The sequence below is a fragment of the Chryseobacterium sp. FW101-FHT12H09 genome (assembly GCF_058790395.1).
Genome location: NZ_JBYTCP010000005.1, coordinates 378,624 through 396,459, shown reverse-complemented (window position 1 = coordinate 396,459; position 17,836 = coordinate 378,624). Strand labels below are relative to the sequence as shown.

General features: G+C 34.2%; 11 protein-coding genes. 7 read left to right on the top strand and 4 right to left on the bottom strand.

Annotated features, from left to right (window positions below; all coding sequences use genetic code 11):
- Nucleotide 1: 1 nt before the first annotated feature.
- The 4 genes from tamL to ccoN all read right to left on the bottom strand — a co-directional run bounded on the left by tamL (nt 2) and on the right by ccoN (nt 10,832).
- On the bottom strand, nt 2–2,329 hold the full coding sequence (gene tamL, locus AC3WRL_RS20840) for a translocation and assembly module lipoprotein TamL (RefSeq protein ID WP_492331156.1): 2,328 nt from the start codon (nt 2,327–2,329) through the stop codon (nt 2–4).
- Nucleotides 2,330–7,357 (bottom strand): translocation/assembly module TamB domain-containing protein, encoded by a 5,028-nt coding sequence (locus tag AC3WRL_RS20835; RefSeq protein WP_492331155.1) that lies wholly within the window; start codon nt 7,355–7,357, stop codon nt 2,330–2,332.
- A gap of 288 nt (nt 7,358–7,645) precedes the next feature.
- Nucleotides 7,646–8,533 carry a cbb3-type cytochrome c oxidase N-terminal domain-containing protein gene (locus AC3WRL_RS20830; RefSeq protein WP_261509858.1) on the bottom strand — a complete coding sequence of 296 codons (888 nt, stop codon included), beginning with the start codon at nt 8,531–8,533 and terminating at the stop codon, nt 7,646–7,648.
- Nucleotides 8,534–8,552: 19 nt separating this feature from the next.
- Nucleotides 8,553–10,832 carry a cytochrome-c oxidase, cbb3-type subunit I gene (gene ccoN / locus AC3WRL_RS20825; protein WP_261509857.1) on the bottom strand — a complete coding sequence of 760 codons (2,280 nt, stop codon included), beginning with the start codon at nt 10,830–10,832 and terminating at the stop codon, nt 8,553–8,555.
- Between the two features lie 193 nt (nt 10,833–11,025).
- Between ccoN and AC3WRL_RS20820 the strand changes: the two genes are divergently transcribed.
- The 7 genes from AC3WRL_RS20820 (at nt 11,026) to AC3WRL_RS20790 (ending at nt 17,655) form a co-directional block, all read left to right on the top strand.
- Nucleotides 11,026–11,319, top strand: coding sequence for a helix-turn-helix domain-containing protein (locus AC3WRL_RS20820; protein WP_214828156.1), 294 nt, complete (start codon nt 11,026–11,028; stop codon nt 11,317–11,319).
- A gap of 129 nt (nt 11,320–11,448) precedes the next feature.
- Nucleotides 11,449–12,885 carry an amino acid permease gene (locus tag AC3WRL_RS20815; protein ID WP_492331154.1) on the top strand — a complete coding sequence of 479 codons (1,437 nt, stop codon included), beginning with the start codon at nt 11,449–11,451 and terminating at the stop codon, nt 12,883–12,885.
- 7 nt (nt 12,886–12,892) lie between these two features.
- Complete coding sequence (locus AC3WRL_RS20810) at nt 12,893–13,354, top strand: carboxypeptidase-like regulatory domain-containing protein (protein ID WP_214828160.1); 462 nt, start codon at nt 12,893–12,895, stop codon at nt 13,352–13,354.
- 159 nt (nt 13,355–13,513) lie between these two features.
- Nucleotides 13,514–14,317, top strand: a complete 804-nt coding sequence (locus AC3WRL_RS20805; RefSeq protein ID WP_214828163.1) for an AraC family transcriptional regulator — start codon at nt 13,514–13,516, stop codon at nt 14,315–14,317.
- Nucleotides 14,318–14,422: 105 nt separating this feature from the next.
- On the top strand, nt 14,423–15,037 hold the full coding sequence (locus AC3WRL_RS20800; RefSeq protein WP_492331153.1) for a hypothetical protein: 615 nt from the start codon (nt 14,423–14,425) through the stop codon (nt 15,035–15,037).
- Between the two features lie 55 nt (nt 15,038–15,092).
- The gene (locus AC3WRL_RS20795; RefSeq protein ID WP_251040530.1) at nt 15,093–16,148 is read left to right on the top strand and encodes an agmatine deiminase family protein; all 1,056 of its coding nucleotides are present in this window, start codon (nt 15,093–15,095) and stop codon (nt 16,146–16,148) included.
- A 295-nt stretch (nt 16,149–16,443) separates the two neighbouring features.
- The gene (locus AC3WRL_RS20790; RefSeq protein WP_214828172.1) at nt 16,444–17,655 is read left to right on the top strand and encodes a hypothetical protein; all 1,212 of its coding nucleotides are present in this window, start codon (nt 16,444–16,446) and stop codon (nt 17,653–17,655) included.
- Nucleotides 17,656–17,836: the final 181 nt, after the last annotated feature.

Here is a 17,836-nt window from a genome sequence, read left to right as displayed (position 1 = left end):
ATTAAAATGGATATCCGATTGCTATATTTAAAACAAGATTATCTTTTCTCCAGCTGCCATCTCCAAAATTGATCCTGTTAAAAGTCCATCTGTCTCCTTTTTCATAGTAAGGAACACGAAGGGGCATTGCTAAGTCTAATCTTAAAATTAATATTGAGAAATCAAGTCTTAGACCAACTCCGGCACCTACAGCAATTTCACTCAAAAAATCTTTTGAAAATGTTCCACCTGGGCGGTCATTGTTCTTATCCTTAATTAACCAAACATTTCCAGCGTCTATAAACGCGGCTACATTTAAAAATTTATAAAGATTAGCACGATATTCTGCATTCATCTCTAATTTGATATCCCCCGATTGATCAAACGAAAGCTTCTCATTTAAGCCTCTTGGATCATAGCTTCCAGGTCCTAAGGTTCTTGCTCGAAACGCTCGAATACTGTTACTTCCGCCTACAAAAAATTGTTTGGAAAAAGGGATGTATTCTGAATTCCCATAAGGGTAAGCAATACCGGCTATAATTCGTGAAGCGAAGTTAGTTTTTTCTGAAAACTTGTGATAGAATCTGAAATCGTTTTCCATTTTTGCATACTGACTGAACGGAACTCCAAAGATTTCTTTTTGTTTCCCTTTTTTTGCGCTGGCTCCTGTTACTAAGCCTGTAATATTTCCCGCCAAATCAAGTGTGCCCTTGTAATAGAAGGTATTTGTTTTTGGCAACATAGTATTCGTATAGGTATATGAATAAGTAGGACCAAAAATAAGTTGCTCTTCAACTACTCTTTGCATAGCAGGAGTAGTCGCTATTGATTGATATAATGGAGTGACATTAGCTGGTGAAACTAAAGTTATATCTAGAACTTTTAAGTCATGTTCTTTTCTTGCATTTTCCTTCCATACATATCCGAATGAAGCTGTAAAATTATTAAGTGTGTAATATTCAGTACGGTTTTGGAATTCATACCCAAGAGTTATATTGGTCCTTGGGACAAAAGCGCTGGAAGAGTGGAATCTGAATGGGGCAACTATTCTAGGAATAGACAACTGTACATTTGCTCCGGCACGATACATGTTTTTAGCCTGTGACTGGCCACCCATCTGTACATCAAAAGCTCCATAAATAGCTGCTTTAAATTGTTCAGCACCTTTGAAAAAATTTCGATGCGTCCAGTTTAGATTCAACTCACTACCTGCATAGCTGGCAGAATTGGTTCTTCCTAAAGCTTCCAGACGAAGAGATTGTACTTCTCTTGGCGTCAATAAATAGTAAGCATCAAATTTATGCTGTAGAGAATCTGAAACAATGAATTCATTTTTTACAAATTTAAAAACGCCTAAGCTGATTAAACGGTTTAATGAAAGATTGTGATCGGTACGGTTGTACAAATCTCCTTTCTCAAAGTATAATGCCCTATCGAAAATTTTAGGTTTAAATTTATGTTGTGGGTCAATCACATATATGTCATTATAAGCATACTTTGAAAGAGAATCCTTGTTCATTGGAACACTGTATTTACCCTTTTTTACATCCTGAAGATTATAAGTAGGGAAAACAATCACTTTGTCGATACTGAATTGTTGGGTAGCCAGATCAGGAGTGTCCTCTTTTAATTTTACATTAAGCTCTACTTTATGATTCTTGGTCACTGTACTGTCTGCCTGAACAATAATATTATCGGGATGGAAATAATAAAAACCCTTTTCCTTCAAACCATTATCAATTCGATCCCGCTCAGTTTTGATAACGCCCAGATCAAACGGATTTCCATTTTTAAGCAGGGTTTTTTCTTTTAAATTTTGAATCTCATGGTTGACCACAGAAGAATCCTGCTGAAATTTCACACTACTGATTAAATACTGAGCACCAGGTTTTAGAGTATAAATAACTCTTGCCTTCTTGTTTTTTGAAATTGTATCATACGTTGCTTTAGCGTTAAAATATCCCTTATTTTCAGAATAGTTGACAATGATATCTTTATTGAATTCACGATCAACATCACCTAATAGAACCGGTTTTTCACCGATCTTGTATTTTAGCCAGTAGTTGAAACCCTTATCTTTTTTAGGTTCTTTGGCAATATTGTAAAAGTATAACCTGGGACGTAGCCCAAGTAGGGTTGAGTTCGGTTTAGGAATTAGATTTTCCTCCAGAGCAGCCTGAAGTTCTTTTTTATCTTTTTTAGGGATGGTATCATTGTCAATCTTTACTTCTGCGCCGGTATAAAGCATCTGCCCTTCCTTAAGAAATCTGGTATTGCTACACGAAAGACTAACTGCAGTAAGTCCTGAAGCGAAAAAATATGTAAAGTATTTTTTGAGTTTATTTCCCATTTATTTAAATTCTACCACTTGGTTATTCTTATTTTCTTTTTTCGGCCTGTCTTTTTTTGATTTTTTGAAAATATCACGGAATTGATCATAATCCAATGTGATGATAAATCCAACTCCGGTTTCAATAATTTGTCCTTGCAGAGCCACCTGATATTCATCTTTACGATAAGCTCTCAACATATACCTGCCGTCTTTGGAGAGGCTGTAATCTACCGTTACATTTCCTGCGATATTGTTCGTAGTCTCATTTTGTCTGGCATCACCTTCCAAACCGAAATTACTTCCTACCGTCACTTTAAGACGATCATTCAATAGTTTTTTGCTGATATCTACATTAAGATCAGTTCTCGTATTTTTTTGCCCGGTAGAATAATCTTCAGAAGAGTCCAGTCCAAAATTTAAGTCTACCCCTTTAATCAAGCCTGAAGCAAGGTTATTTAGCTGTTGGGAAAGAATTTTACTTACACTCTGTCTTGCCATTGCCTCAGCAGACATTCCTGCGCCGCTTTGGAAGGGGTTTTCACCTATAAAACGATTCAATAATAATAGAGCAAAAACCTGTTTATTCATTTCAGATTCCTGAGTTCTGAGCTGGGTAAGTTTTTGATCAACAAGATCTGTTACTGTTGATGAAACAGAACTATTTTTTTTATCAGTGGTAATATCAAATGTAATCTGCGGTTTCAGCAATTCACCACTCATTTTTAATAAAGTATTGAAAGGGATTCTTTGTTTAAATTGATTGATAGTCGAAGAACTTTCACCACTTATCTGTTGTTCTACAAGATCGATAGGTGCTACGTCAGCTTTATAGACGGCAGTAATATCCATAATCGCTGCAGTAGGTTCTCCTGTCCAGGTAATGGTGCTTCCTTTCTGAATGTCAAATTTTCTTTTAAGTAAACTTACGGAAAGGTCATAAGATCCTTTTTCTACCTGATATACTCCAACCAAAGTCGTTTTTCCTGATGGATCAACCCCACCAGTTAGTTGTGCTTCTCCCTGAAGTTGTACAAAATCACCGTTGGCTTTATCGATGATGATCGACATTTTAGCTTCTTTGCTTACTTCGATATTTACACTTACATCCATTCCTTTAATACGGCTTTGCGCTTTTAAGGAATCGGCTTTAATGGTCTTATTGAGAACAACCTGATCCTGATCTACAAATTCTACAATTCCATCTCTTTCCTGTAATGAAGGACTGGATTGAGGGAGTACAAAAGTGAAATCTGTATTGTCAGTCACAGCCAATCTTCCATCCACTTTTGGTAAGTCTAAGTTTCCTCGAATATGTAACCCCGCATCAATCGCAAGTGTTCCATACATCATGGCGTCATTAGATTTTTCAGAATTGACTACCTTGAAACCTTTAGCATTAACATCAAGGTTGAATGCGAAATCCCGATATGTTTGTGTAAGCACCTGACCGTTTACAACAAGTGCATTTCCATCTTTATCATTGATTTTAAATTTATTAAACTCAATGCCTCTGTTTGTAAAATCAATTTCATCATTCAGCTTTCTGAAATCACTTCCCGTTTTAGCGATTTCAAGACCTACATTATTAAATTTCACTTTACCCAAGATATTAGGTTTATCTGTACTCCCGGTTATATTCAGATTTCCGGAAAGATAACCCTCTGTATTGGTAATGGCATTCATGGAGAATCCTTGAACACTTTTCATCTGAAGCTTATTGATGGCCATATTCAGATCAAATGTGCTGGAAGAAGTGTTGTAATTTCCAGCAATTTTCACATCATTGTCATTTCCGGAAAGCGCAATATCAGCATTTAAAAGTTTAGATGATGTGCTGTTTACCTTTACAGCTAGATTTCCAATTGGATTTCCATACACGAACAAATCTGAAATATTGAGATCAGAAGTGAATGTCATATCTTTTGTTAAATCCCGAAGCTGAGCAGTCCCGTTAATGGTTCCTTTAGCTAAAAGAGAGTCTTTCTTAATGATCTCGGTGATGGTTTCGATTTTGAAATCTTTCAATGAGATATTTAAAGGACTGTTGGCAGATTCACTTTCTGACTGCAGAGAAATCTCACTTCCGGTATTTGAAAGTTTAAAATTATCAGCTACAATCCCCTTACTGCCAATTTGGATTTTATTTCCTTCAGCAACTGTCCAGTCATTATAATTTAATTTTAAACCATCCGGATTCAGAGAAACTTCTGTAATGTCATTTAATGATTTTGCATTTCCGGCAATCAGAAATTGAGTAACATCTTTTTGATCTTTGGTTGTGATATTGTAATTAATGATATTGTTCGAAACATCACCTCCGATATTAATTTTATTTAAAGCAAGACTCGAACTTTTTAGGGCAGCAACATTCAGGTTGTATTGTAATGCCTGATTCTCGTTGGTTACTTTTAAAGTTGCATTTTCAATTGAATTCTCTCCGTATAATAACTGTGGGATCTGTCCATCAATTTCAATCTTTTGAGAATCGGCATTGTAATTTCCAACTAAATTGATGGTTTCAAAACTTTTCAGATCAGGAACAAATTTTCTGATCAGATCGTCATTTTTAACTTTCGCATTAAATGTAAAATACTGACCAGCATCAATCTTTTGAGTTTTATCGGGTTTCTGAAATTGATAATATTGATTAATAGTTTGGGTTAATGATCCAAATATCTGAGTCAATTTATATTTTCCTTTCAGTTCTACATCTGCGATTTGAGAATTGAAAACAATATTCGTTGAATCATTTGCTGAACTTGCTTTCAAATGTACTTCCTGAATAGGATAAACCTCTTTGGTATCTGAAAATGCGAAGTTCTGAAGATTTAAATATCCATTCAAATGATCAGGGTCCAGATTGGTGAAGTCACCATCAATTTTCCCTCCAATGATCATTTGTTTTTCATAGAACCCAAGTTTATTAAGATCTAGTTTGATAATATCTCCATTAACCTTTACTGTAGGATTCTTCTCATTATAAACTCCGGAAGCGGTCAATTTCAGATTGGCATTCGGATCATTAGAATCTAAAAGAATATGATAAGCACCATTATTTATTTTTCCGGTCAAATTCATGTCGCGGTACTGATAACCTTTATATGTGGCGGAAGCAACATGACCCTTAAGATCCGCTTTTGCTTTTTTGAAATCAAAACTTTCTCCCTTTGCGGAAATCTGTGCAGTAACTGATCCAATATCTTTATTCTGAATGATCTTTCCAATCTGTATTCCTTGAAGATTGGCTTTTATATCATATAATTCGTAATTTTTTCTACGCATATCTACATTGGCAATGATAGCTGCATTCCCTAGAGTAGAATAAAGATTAAGATTGGTATTGACCAGTTTGGTAGTTCCTTTTGCAGTTCCTTTTATACTGAAATTAGAAGGTAATGAAATATTGGATGGTATAGTATTTTTAGGAACCAGATTATAGATCGTTTTTGCTGATGAAGAAAATTCTTCAATTTTTAAATCATAATACAATTGATCAGGGTTCATGGCATTTCTGATTCTTCCTGATGCTGCAACCCTTAACTGATCCAATCCTGCAACTTTTAAATCCTGAATCAATAAATCATTCACACTTCCTTTTACATTTGCATTTACAGCAAGTATGGTATTGGGATATTTATTGAATGGAACAGTGTTTCCTAAGGTCGGAACTAAATTTAGAATGTCAGAAAAACCTATTTTAGAATCATGGATATTAGCAGATATTTTTACGGCCCCAAGATTAGAAGTCAGCTGTTCAATAGAATTATATTGTAAAATAACCTCATCTCTTAATATTGTTTTTGGAGTCTGTAAGTATAGATCTTTAAGATAGGCTTCTTTTTCTCCGTAAACAAAATCTGTGTTAAATTTTTGAATATCCAGACCACGTCCTTCCTGGATTTCTGCTGAATTTACCGTTCCTGCAAAGGTGTTGTTTTCCATTTTGAAACTTCGGACCTCAACATTCATTTTTGAAAAATTAAGGTGGTTGAAGTCCATCCCCTGTTTGGTAGGAGCGATTGCAGTATTATGGTAAGCTACTTTTACATCATTAAGAACCAGTTTACCCAAAAGTACTTTCATTGCTTTTTCCTTTTCTGAGCTTCCTGGTGAGGTGGCTTCTTCTTTTTTTGGATTAGCATTTTGGGCAGGTAAATAAAGATTGGCATTGATATCTGCTCCGGAAAGAATAATATTTGACACATTATAGGAATTATTATCCAGATCCAGTTTATTGACCTTTGTACTTAGTTCTTTAAATAAAACCTTTGCAAAAGTTTTTGTATTGTCATCACCGTAATCAATATCAAAATTGGTTAGTTTGATTCCTCTCAAACCAATATTCATTGATTTTTTCTGATTTAAAGAATCAACTTTTTTCTCAACTTTCTTCGAAACCTCTTCTACAAGATCTTGTTTTAATTTTAGTTTTAATCCATCCAGATTAATGTCATTGACTGCGTAATTATTTTTATTTAAATCAAAAGTTTTTACTCTTGTATCGAAAGATTTGAAGTATAATTTTATGTCATTTCCTGATTGCTGATCATTAAAAGTAACCCCAATATCTTTTAAGTTGATTTTATCAAGTGAAATAATAAATGGTTTTGAAGGGCTTTCTTCCTTATCTGAAGTGGCAAAAGCATCAATAATATAATCGAAATTAAATTTCCCATGTTTTTTTCTGACCACATTAGCCTTCACACCTTCAAGATCGACAGAAGTAATATCCGCAGTAGAATTGATGAGTTTAAGCATATTTAATCCAACATCCAGTTTTTTAACAGCTAGAAGGGTATCAATATCCTGACCTTTTAAATAAAGATTTTCCATAACAAGACTGTTAGGGAATCCTATATAAACCTTTTCAAGGCTGACTTTTGTTTTGATTTTTTTCTCGAGGTAGACAATAAGTTTGTCTTTAATAAAGTTTTGAACCGCCGGAAGACGCAAACTTAGTATAAGTAGGGCAAGAAGTACCAATATTGATATAATGGTAATGGCAAAGCGCCTCAGGAGTTTTCTTTTATTAATTTTTAGTTTCAAATGTGATAGGGTTTATAACAAAGATAATAATACTATTTAAAAAATTACCCGATGTGGTACCCCTTTGCGAATGCAAAAATCCTGCCTTGACTGCCTTTTATGGAATTTTAGTTGAATCGAAGTGAAGTGAATTAGTTGAGACAACAGTCAAGGCTTGGATTTATTTTTTAGTTTAAAAAGCCCCCTTTTTATACATTTTTCAAAGTATGAAAAGGTTTAGAAAAATGAAATTTAATGTTAGTTAGTGATAAAAGGGGGCATGATATAGTGATAGTTTTAGTTAAATATTTATTCATTATTGTTTTCCCATTTTACTTCTTCTCCTTGTGGAGCCGCCCCGCCCAGAGCTTGGGTAATCGGACTTGTTTCCTGATTGATATGGTATATGTAAGCTGCAATTTTTTCGGCATCCCTTCCTGTGATCGTTCCTTCCTTAATGAAAGGTCTCATGGTAGGATTATTTGGAGAACCGTTTTCAAGCATCCAGAAAACATTCTTAAAAAGGCTTTTTTCTTTGATATTAATCCAGTGCTTATCAGTAAGATTTGGTCCGATTCCTCCTTTTGCACCATCTCCATGGCAGGTTACACAGTTGGTTTTGAAAAGCTGTTCACCTTCTGCGATATTGTCAGCACTGTATTTTGCTGTTTCTAAATCAATAGTAGGTGCATTTTTTTCATATTCTACAATCGATGCAAGCATCGTTTTTGTTTCCTTGTCATATTCCACATCAGGATGCGCGTAATCTGTAAATGCAAAAGCAATCATATAGATGGCGCAGAAGACAATTCCAAAATAGAATAATCCAATCCACCATTTTGGTAAAGAATTATCAAGTTCAGTAATTCCATCAAAACCATGATCGATGAGAATGTCTTTTTCTTCAGTCTGCGACTGTTTCTTAAACGCAGAATTCCAAAGCTTTTGAAAATAGGAAATATTCTTTTCTGTCAGATATTCTTTCTTTTCATTTTCTGTTAATCTGCTGAACTGTTCATTTTCCACCAGATCTCCTATAGAATTCATAATCAAAAGCAGGATGATTGCAATGAGTAATAATGCCCAGAAGAAAGGAGATGTGAAATAACCCGAATCCTGTGCGAACATCTCAAATGCCATAATGGTTAGCCCGATGGTTACAATGATATATATTGAAATGGGTGTTCTCGTTTTCATTTTACATTGATTTTAATAGTTAGTCAACACTTGCAGTTTTAATATCGGTGGTTTTGATATCTGTACCCAATCTTTGCAAATAGGCGATCATGGCAATAATTTCTCTTTGTTCAAGAGGAACGAATGCCGGACCTTTTGTTATCTTGTCTTTCTGCACCTGATCTTTTACGTCAGTTGCTTCAGAATAGATTCTTTTTACAATAGCTTTAGATTGATTGTCTGCCCATTGATTGGCCGAGTCTATCTGAGCTTTTGTGTAAGGAATGTCAAAAGTGTTTTTCATTAATTCCATTTTGCTAACCATTTCAGAACGGTCAAGTTTATTGGTAATTAACCACGGGAAACGAGGCATGATAGATCCTGCTGAAGTAATTCTTGGATTGTACATATGTTTAAAATGCCATGAATCTGGATTTCTACTTCCTTCCCTATGTAAGTCGGGTCCTGTTCTTTTAGATCCCCATAGGAATGGACGATCATATACGAACTCTCCCGCTTTAGAGTATTGTCCATTTTTACCATCAAATCTCATCACTTCATCTCTGAATGGTCTGACCATTTGGGAGTGACAGGAATTACAACCCTCACGGATATACAGATCCCTGCCTTCAAGTTCCAGTGGTGAATATGGTTTTACAGCAGTAATTTGAGGGAGATTACTTTTTATGGTCAGGGTAGGGACAATTTCCACCAATCCACCAACTGAGATTACAATAAAAGCTAATATAGAAAGTAGTTTTGGTGTTCTTTCAAGCCAAAGGTGAGCACCTTCACCCTCTTTTCTTTGGCTTCCAATATTAGCTAAAGCAGGTGCTTCTGCCGGAACTTCTTTCTGGAATGAGCCTGCTTTGATGGTTTTAATAACATTGATAACCATTAAGATCGCTCCTGACAGATAAAGGATACCACCCAAAAATCTCATTTTGAAGTAAGGTATAATAGCAGTTACCGTATCTAACCAGTTTTTCCACAATAGTGTTCCATCCGGGTTAAATTGCTTCCACATCAATCCCTGAGTAAATCCTGAAATATACATCGGAACAGCGTAGAAAATGATTCCTAAAGTTCCCAGCCAGAAGTGCCAGTTGGCCAGTTTTTTAGACCAAAGCTCTGTTCTCCACATGATCGGGATCAGGTAATAAATTACTCCAAAGGCCATAAAACCATTCCATCCAAGAGCTCCCAGGTGAACGTGGCCAATTACCCAGTCGGTGTAATGTCCGATTTTATTTAAAGATTTAGTCGCTAAAAGTGGTCCTTCAAAAGTGGCCATTCCATAACAGGTTACTGCTACAACGAAGAATTTAAGGATAGGATTTTCTCTTACTTTATCCCAAGCTCCTCTTAAAGTAAGAAGACCATTGAGCATGCCTCCCCAAGATGGAGCAATAAGCATAATAGAAAAACCTGTACCTACCGCCTGAGCCCATGCCGGAAGCGCTGTATACTGAAGGTGATGCGGACCTGCCCAAAGGTATACGAATATCAGCGACCAAAAATGGATAATAGATAATTTGTAAGAAAATACAGGACGCTGTGCCGCTTTTGGCATAAAGTAATACATCAAACCCAATACCGGAGTTGTCAGTACAAATGCAACTGCATTATGACCATACCACCATTGCACAAGAGCATCTTTTACTCCCGCATATACAGAATAGGATTTCCAGCTCGTAAATGATAATGGAACTTCAAGATTATTAAAAATATGAAGCATGGCTACAGCAATCCAGGTTGCAATATAAAACCAGATGGCAACATACAGATGTCTGACCCTTCTTCTGGCAATCGTTCCAAACATATTAATACCAAAGATGATCCACGAGAAAGCAATTAAAATATCAATTGGCCATTCGTGTTCAGCATATTCTTTTGAAGTATTAATTCCCATTAAGAAAGTTATAACAACGCTGATAATCATGATCTGCCATGACCAGAAGTGGATCCATGACAAGGTATCACTATACATTCTTGTTTTTAATAATCGCTGCATGCTATAATAGGCACCACAGAAAAATGAATTACAGACAAAAGCAAAAATAACAGCACTTGTATGAAGCATTCGGATTCTTCCGAATCCCATTGCTCCCTGTGTGTTTATTAATCCCTGGATATTTCCACTTCTTAAACTTTGGATCGTTGTATCATCAGTTCCGAATAAAAATTCGGGTAACTCCGGGTAGAAGAGCATTAATGCTGCAGTAAGACCAAGTAAAAAACCAACCAGGCCAAATACAATAGTAGCATAGAGAAATGCTCTGACAATATTATTGTCATAATTAAATTTTTGCGTCTCCATAATTCCAATAGTTGTTGTACAGAATTAATATTTATTACCATTTAGCTTTATACTGATGTTTTTAAGGCTAAATCTGATTAGGAAATAAATATCATGTAACGTGTATAATGTTTTGCCAAAGGTATTTATTAACTTTGTTAGAGGCTAGTAGATATCCTTCTAAACCATACCAAAAACTACTAAAACAAATACGATGAAAATATGTGGTCAAAATATAAGAAAAGTTCGACGAAGTAAAGATTTTACACAGGAATATATGGCTTTTGAAATGGGGATTTCACAAAAAGCCTATTCTGATATTGAGAATTCTAAAGTAAAGATCAATCTCGATATTTTAAGTAAAATTTCAAATATCCTGGAAATTAAGCCCTCAGATATTTGCAGCATTTCTCATCGATGTGGAATAACAGATTATGAAGATAAATACCATGATCTTATTCACTATATGAAACAAAATAATATTCCGATTCCTGAAGAATATATTTAATTTTCTATAATTATTCTACTTTTCTAATTTTAGCTAAATTCTTGAGTGTTTAATAAATTGAACGTTGAACTTTGTTTATAGAAGGGAATTTCTGTGAAGTTTTTATATATTTAGCGAATAATTCATTCTATGAACCACGAAGAGAAAACTGAACAAAATCCACAACAAAATACCTCTTTGGTTAGAGGACTAACCAACCGACATATTCAATTAATCGCCTTAGGTGGCGCTATTGGAACAGGACTGTTTCTTGGAATCGGTCCCGCTGCCGTTTTAGCAGGTCCATCTGTTATTTTAGGATATGCTTTAGCTGGGATTATTGCCTTCTTTATTATGCGTCAGCTTGGTGAAATGGTCGTTCAGGAACCTGTATCAGGAAGCTTTAGTTATTTTGCCTATAAATATTGGGGGAATTTCCCTGGTTTTGCCTCAGGATGGAATTATTGGATTCTTTATATTTTGGTGAGTATGGCCGAGCTTACAGCGATTGGTCACTATATTCATTTCTGGTGGCCGGAAATTCCACTCTGGGTTTCAAGCTTGGTTTTCTTTGTGCTGATTAATGCGCTTAATCTCGCTTCTGTAAAAGTATATGGAGAAACCGAATTTTGGTTTTCAATTATCAAAGTAGTAGCTATCGTTGCTATGATCGTTTTTGGTATTTACTTATTGGTAAGTGGAAGCGGAGGTGAGAAAGCGAGCATCCAGAATTTATGGAATGATGGCGGATTTTTCCCAAAAGGATTATTTAATAAAAATGAAAACGGATATACAGGTCTTTTCGCAGCAATGGCTATGATTATGTTTTCTTTTGGCGGATTAGAATTAATTGGGATTACCGCTGCTGAAGCTAAAAACCCCGAAAAAACAATACCAAAAGCGACCAATCAGGTAATTTATAGGATTTTAATTTTCTATGTTGGGGCTTTGGTTATTTTATTTGCATTAAGCCCATGGAGAGATATTACAGAGGGATCAAGCCCTTTCGTGATGGTTTTTCAAAATCTAAACGGACTTGAATTTACCATTTTTGGGAAAGTGATTCAATTCAATTCATTGATTGCAAATATTCTTAATTTAATTGTTCTAACAGCAGCTCTGTCAGTTTATAACAGTAGTGTTTACAGCAATAGTCGAATGCTTTTTGGATTGGCTCAGCAAGGAAACGCTCCCAAAGGCTTAATGAAACTTAATAAAAATCACGTACCTACCAATGCGATTATCGTGTCCTCTTGTTTTGCGGGTATCTGTATCATCATTAATAAATTAGTTCCTGAAAAGGCTTTTGAGTATTTAATGGCCTTGGTGGTATCTACACTTATTATCAACTGGTTGATGATATGCTATACCCATTTAAAATTCAGAAAAAGCAAAATAAAAGATGGAGTTAAAACACTATTTCCATCTATATTTTATCCTGTCTCTAATTATATCTGTATTGTTTTTTTATTGATAATTTTAGTACTTATGTGTATCACAGGAATGGAGATACAGGTAATTTTAATTCCGATTTGGTTAGCCTTCTTATTTGTAATGTATAAATTGTATAAACCTAAAACTAAATAATTAATAAATGAAAAAACGGACAGGAATTCTAGGTTTTTTAATGATCTTCGTAGCTGCATTTTTTTCTACTATGTATGCCCAAATTCAAGAAAATTCAAGAGAAATTCATATTGCAGGAATTATTATTGATTCTAAAACAAAGCAACCGGTAATGGGAGCTACAATTGTAGATGAAAATAATAATGTTATTGCTTCTACAGACGATAAAGGATATTTTTTTTCAAAACTGAATAAATCTGAAAAAGGCGAGATTGATTTTAGATTTACGGTTAAGAAAAAAGGGTACACCAAGCTCACTCAAATAGAACATTGGGCAGATCAGAAGAACCCTGGAGCAATCTATTATTTGGGAATAAAGAATAAATGGAGAATCAATGATGACTCTTTTTCTAAAATGCTTCCAGTGAAGAATGATCTTGTCAATTATGATACAATTGCCGAACGTTTTATAAAGAACGAAAATTTATAAAATGCAGAGATAGGCTTAATGAAAACAATACAAAGGATAGATGTTGATTTATCCTTTTTTTTGTGCTCAGTAAAAATAACCTAAAATGCTGTATCTTTAATAGTCTAATATACTTATGAATAAATTGTATAGTCATGGTAATTTGTAAAATGTAGGATCATGCTTATAAGTTTTAGTGAAATCCAGAAGATTGTTGATCATATCGAAGAAAATTTTGACAGAGAAATTACGGCTTATGAAATTGAGAATATGTCCCATTATTCTTATCGAAATTTTCAACGGATATTTTTTAAAATTTTTAATGAAACTATTTCCGGATTCCAAAAACGACTACGTCTGGAGAATGCCTATAAAAAACTAATCTATACAACAGATAAGGTCTCTGATATTTCATGGCAGGTTGGTTATTTTAACATTCAGTCTTTTTCAAAAGCATTTAAACAACAGTATCATATTTCACCGGCATTGGCGAGAAAAAATAAACAGGATATGTTTAATAAATTTATAGAGAATGACAAAGCTGATTTTCAGTATGAAATAAAATACAAAGATTCAATTTTAGTTTATTGTAAATTTATTAAAGCCAAAGATTATAATAATCGGGAGATTAATGATCTATGGGAAACAATTGAAAATGAAAATGGTATTTCCATTTCTTCCTATGGGATTATTAGTGATCAGCCACTTATCACAAGTGGGTCACACTGCAGATATGGAGTCGCAATAAGTGAAATCTCTTCGAGTATTTCAGGGTTTCAAAAAAAGGAAATTTTTGGTGGAAAATATATAAAATTTACCCATTACGGAGATTTTGAAAATATCCTGGAAACCTATCGTCTTTTTTATCGATTTTGGTTGGGCGAATCTTCTTTAATGCTTGATCATTCGGAGGTAATTGAAGAATATATGCATTCTCAAAATGGAGAGAATATTACTCACGTTTATTTTCCTGTATACTCATAAGATTGTCCTTTTAGGACAATTTTTGTTTTTCTGATGATCTAATTTTGCAAAAGTAAATATCTATAACAACAGAAATTTATTTTAAAAATTTAGAAGACAAGATTAATGAAAAGAATATTATTTCCTCTTTTACTGCTATTTTCATATAAAGTGACTGCTCAAATTTCTATACAGGGATATGCAGGAACTAAAGAATCGGAAGTTTTAGGAATCTATGATAAAGATTTTAAATCAAAGTGGAACTACTTTGCTTCAGGAACGATTTCTTATAGATATGAATCTAAAAAACTGAATGCGGAAGTATATCAAAACCTCAATTATTATATAAGTCAAAACTGGGGAATTTCTGCGGGGGGTTATATTTCTAATGAAGATATTATGCCATCTGCAGGCTTTGCATTTATCAAAGAAAAAGGTGATTTTGGAATTAATTTATTTCCAGCCTTAACTTATTCTTTTGATAGTGAAGAAATGGGATTTGGACTTTACACATTAATGGAATACACTCCTAAAATTAATGAACACTTTAATTTGTACAGTATGCTGATTATGGAATCTGATTTTAGTTTTAAACAACATCAGGGTAGTGGCCAGATAATCAGACTGGGACTAGAGACCAGAAAAAAGCTGCAATTTGGTTTAGGTAGTACTATTTCTCAGACTGGGAATAATTTTGAAACGGAGGCTGATTTTGGAATTTTTATAGGAAAGAAATTTTAATATTATGAATAATAAATTTTTCACGTTTTTTTTAACATTAGGTTCAATATTTTGTATGTCACAGAATTATCATTTCCCTGAAGAATCATCACCTCACGAAGGAACCTGGCTTCAGTGGCCACATCATTATCAACATGGAAAAACATACAGGGAAAGAGTAGAACAGACCTGGATCGATATGACCAAAGCGCTACAGAATAATGAGAAAGTGCACATTATTGCTTATGATGAAAAAGAGAAAAAAAGGATCATTAGCCTATTGGAACAAAATAAGGTTTCGTTAAAGAATATTGATTTTAAAATTTATCCTACTGATGATGTATGGATAAGAGATAACGGACCTATTTTCGTAAAAGATGATCAAGGCCGTCTTTTGATTGAAGATTGGGGGTTTAACGGTTGGGGGGATAAATTTGACTCCGAAAACTGTGATCAAATTCCACAGCGTATTGGAAAAGATCTTGGTATCAAGGTTATTGATTTAAATGAAGAAATGGTTAATGAAGGTGGTGCTGTAGAAACTGATGGAAATGGAGTTTTGATGGCGTGTAAAAGTTCAGTGATCAGTCAGAAAAGTGGAGCTACAAGAACAAAAGGAATCACCCAGCAAGAAGCTGAGGAGATGTTTGAAACCTATTATGGAGTGTCAAAAGTGATCTGGTTGGATGGTGTTACAGGTTTGGATGTTACTGATATGCATATTGATGGATTTATGAAATTCATCAATCATAATACCATGATTACCATGGATGAAGAAGATTTATCAGATATGGGACTTTCTGATAAAGATATCAATACACTTTATACTGCGGCAAACATTAATGGAAAAGAATATAAAAAAATCTATGTGCCTGCTACAAAAAATAAAGTAAAAACGGCTTATGGAAAACAGTTGGAAGAGAAAGGTTCGTATGTAAATTATTATGTGGCAAATAATGTCGTTCTTGTTCCTAACTATGGAGATCCGAATGATGCAGTTGCTAATAAAATTATTCAGGAGCAATATCCGGGTAGAAAAGTAATAGGGATTGATGTAAGAAATCTATATGAAAATGGAGGAATGGTACATTGTGTTACTCAACAGCAGCCAGCTGGAAGTCTTCTCAAATAATAATACAAAAATAAAAGTAATAACCTTGATCAGAATTTGGTCAAGGTTTTTTATTGTTTTTAATCAGGCAGATTACAGAAACAATCTAAAGTGCTACACTTAATTGATAATCTTCTACACTTGCTAAATCCAGGTTTGTTATATGATTTATTAATTCAAAATTTGTTGAATTAAGTGCTGAATATATCTGCTTTATAGAACAAAAGCAGTGTTTGTATAGCTCTAATGGTTGGAACTAATTCTGAAAAACAACCTTAAAAAGAAGTAAGGAATCTTTAAACCAAATTCAAAAGCCATGAAAAAAATTACTTTATCCTTAGTATTGGTGGGGCTTATTATTTCATCCTGTAATAATGACCCAGATCCTCCCGCAGCAAATCTAAAAGCAAATCCAACAGCTATGAAAGCTGATTTACCAAACATGTCTCTAGATGACAAAAGGAGTTTTTTGGAATCTATCTTAATGAATTCAGCTAAAGCCATCGTTTTGGAAGCTCAGAACAATGATGAATCAAGGCACGTCATATACACTGAATTAGAGAAAAACATTGATGGTGATGATAATGCATTAGTTGATGTTTTTTACAAAAATATTCCAGCTTTAAATAATAGTGATGAATTTAAAAACAGTCTTATGGCTTTCAATGATTTGGAAGGAAATAAATATTTTCCGCAAATCTTTATTTATAACTATAGTGGCCTAAAATCTGCGGGTAATATAGGAACAACAAATCCAATTTTAGTAGCTTTTCACACAGGTGATGAAACACAGACATCGGTAAGAGCGTATAAGCTAAATGCTGCTGGAGATTGGGAGTTTGTAAAAATGATTGATGAAGACACTGTTAATAATGAAGAAGTATGGATTTTCTCTTTAAATGAAACTTTTGTTGATACGATAGATTTATCAATATTGCCTAAGGAAAATGTTCAACGTACTCAGCAACCCGGTCCTGCAGGTCCTCCCCCTCCTCCGGACGATCGTTGCCAGAACGGAATTCATTATTGGCCTTATTTTGAATATATGACCATAAGAAAACATAATGAATCATTCCTGGCCGGGAAAAGTGATATCTGGACTAAAACCTATACCGGATGGAATACACCCAATAGTGTAAATCCTTGTAACTCTTCTTTATCTCGTATTATGTGGACCAATAATCCGAATGGTGAGGTGTTTGTAAAGAAGTTCACAAGATATATGATTCCTAATATAGCATTATATGTTGTTTGTGGATATGCAGGATCTTGGGATCCAGGACCAGGAAATGTTGGCGGGTGGCAAGGAGATGCACTGAATTATGTTATTTATGAAAAAGATACATGGCCAACAGGAGTGAAATCAACGACTATTAACAATAATGGGTTTAATGGAAATTATCAGTATCGTTCTGCAGATAATTATTATGATAAAGGAATTATCTATAATTATCTTAATGGACCTGGTGATATGAATCATTTTTCAAGAGATATAAGTGGACAAATCAAATTTAATTCAAGATTGTAATTTTCGTGTTTTTACTATAATTGCTCTTTCATAAGATAGTAAAGTGATCGAGTGAAAAACGTACCGTTTTTAATATAGGTATGGCTGGTTTACCAGTCATACTTTTTATTTTTGAATGTCAAGAATGATTTCTGATGATATAATAGCAAGTATAATAAAAAACCACTCTTAAAAAGAGTGG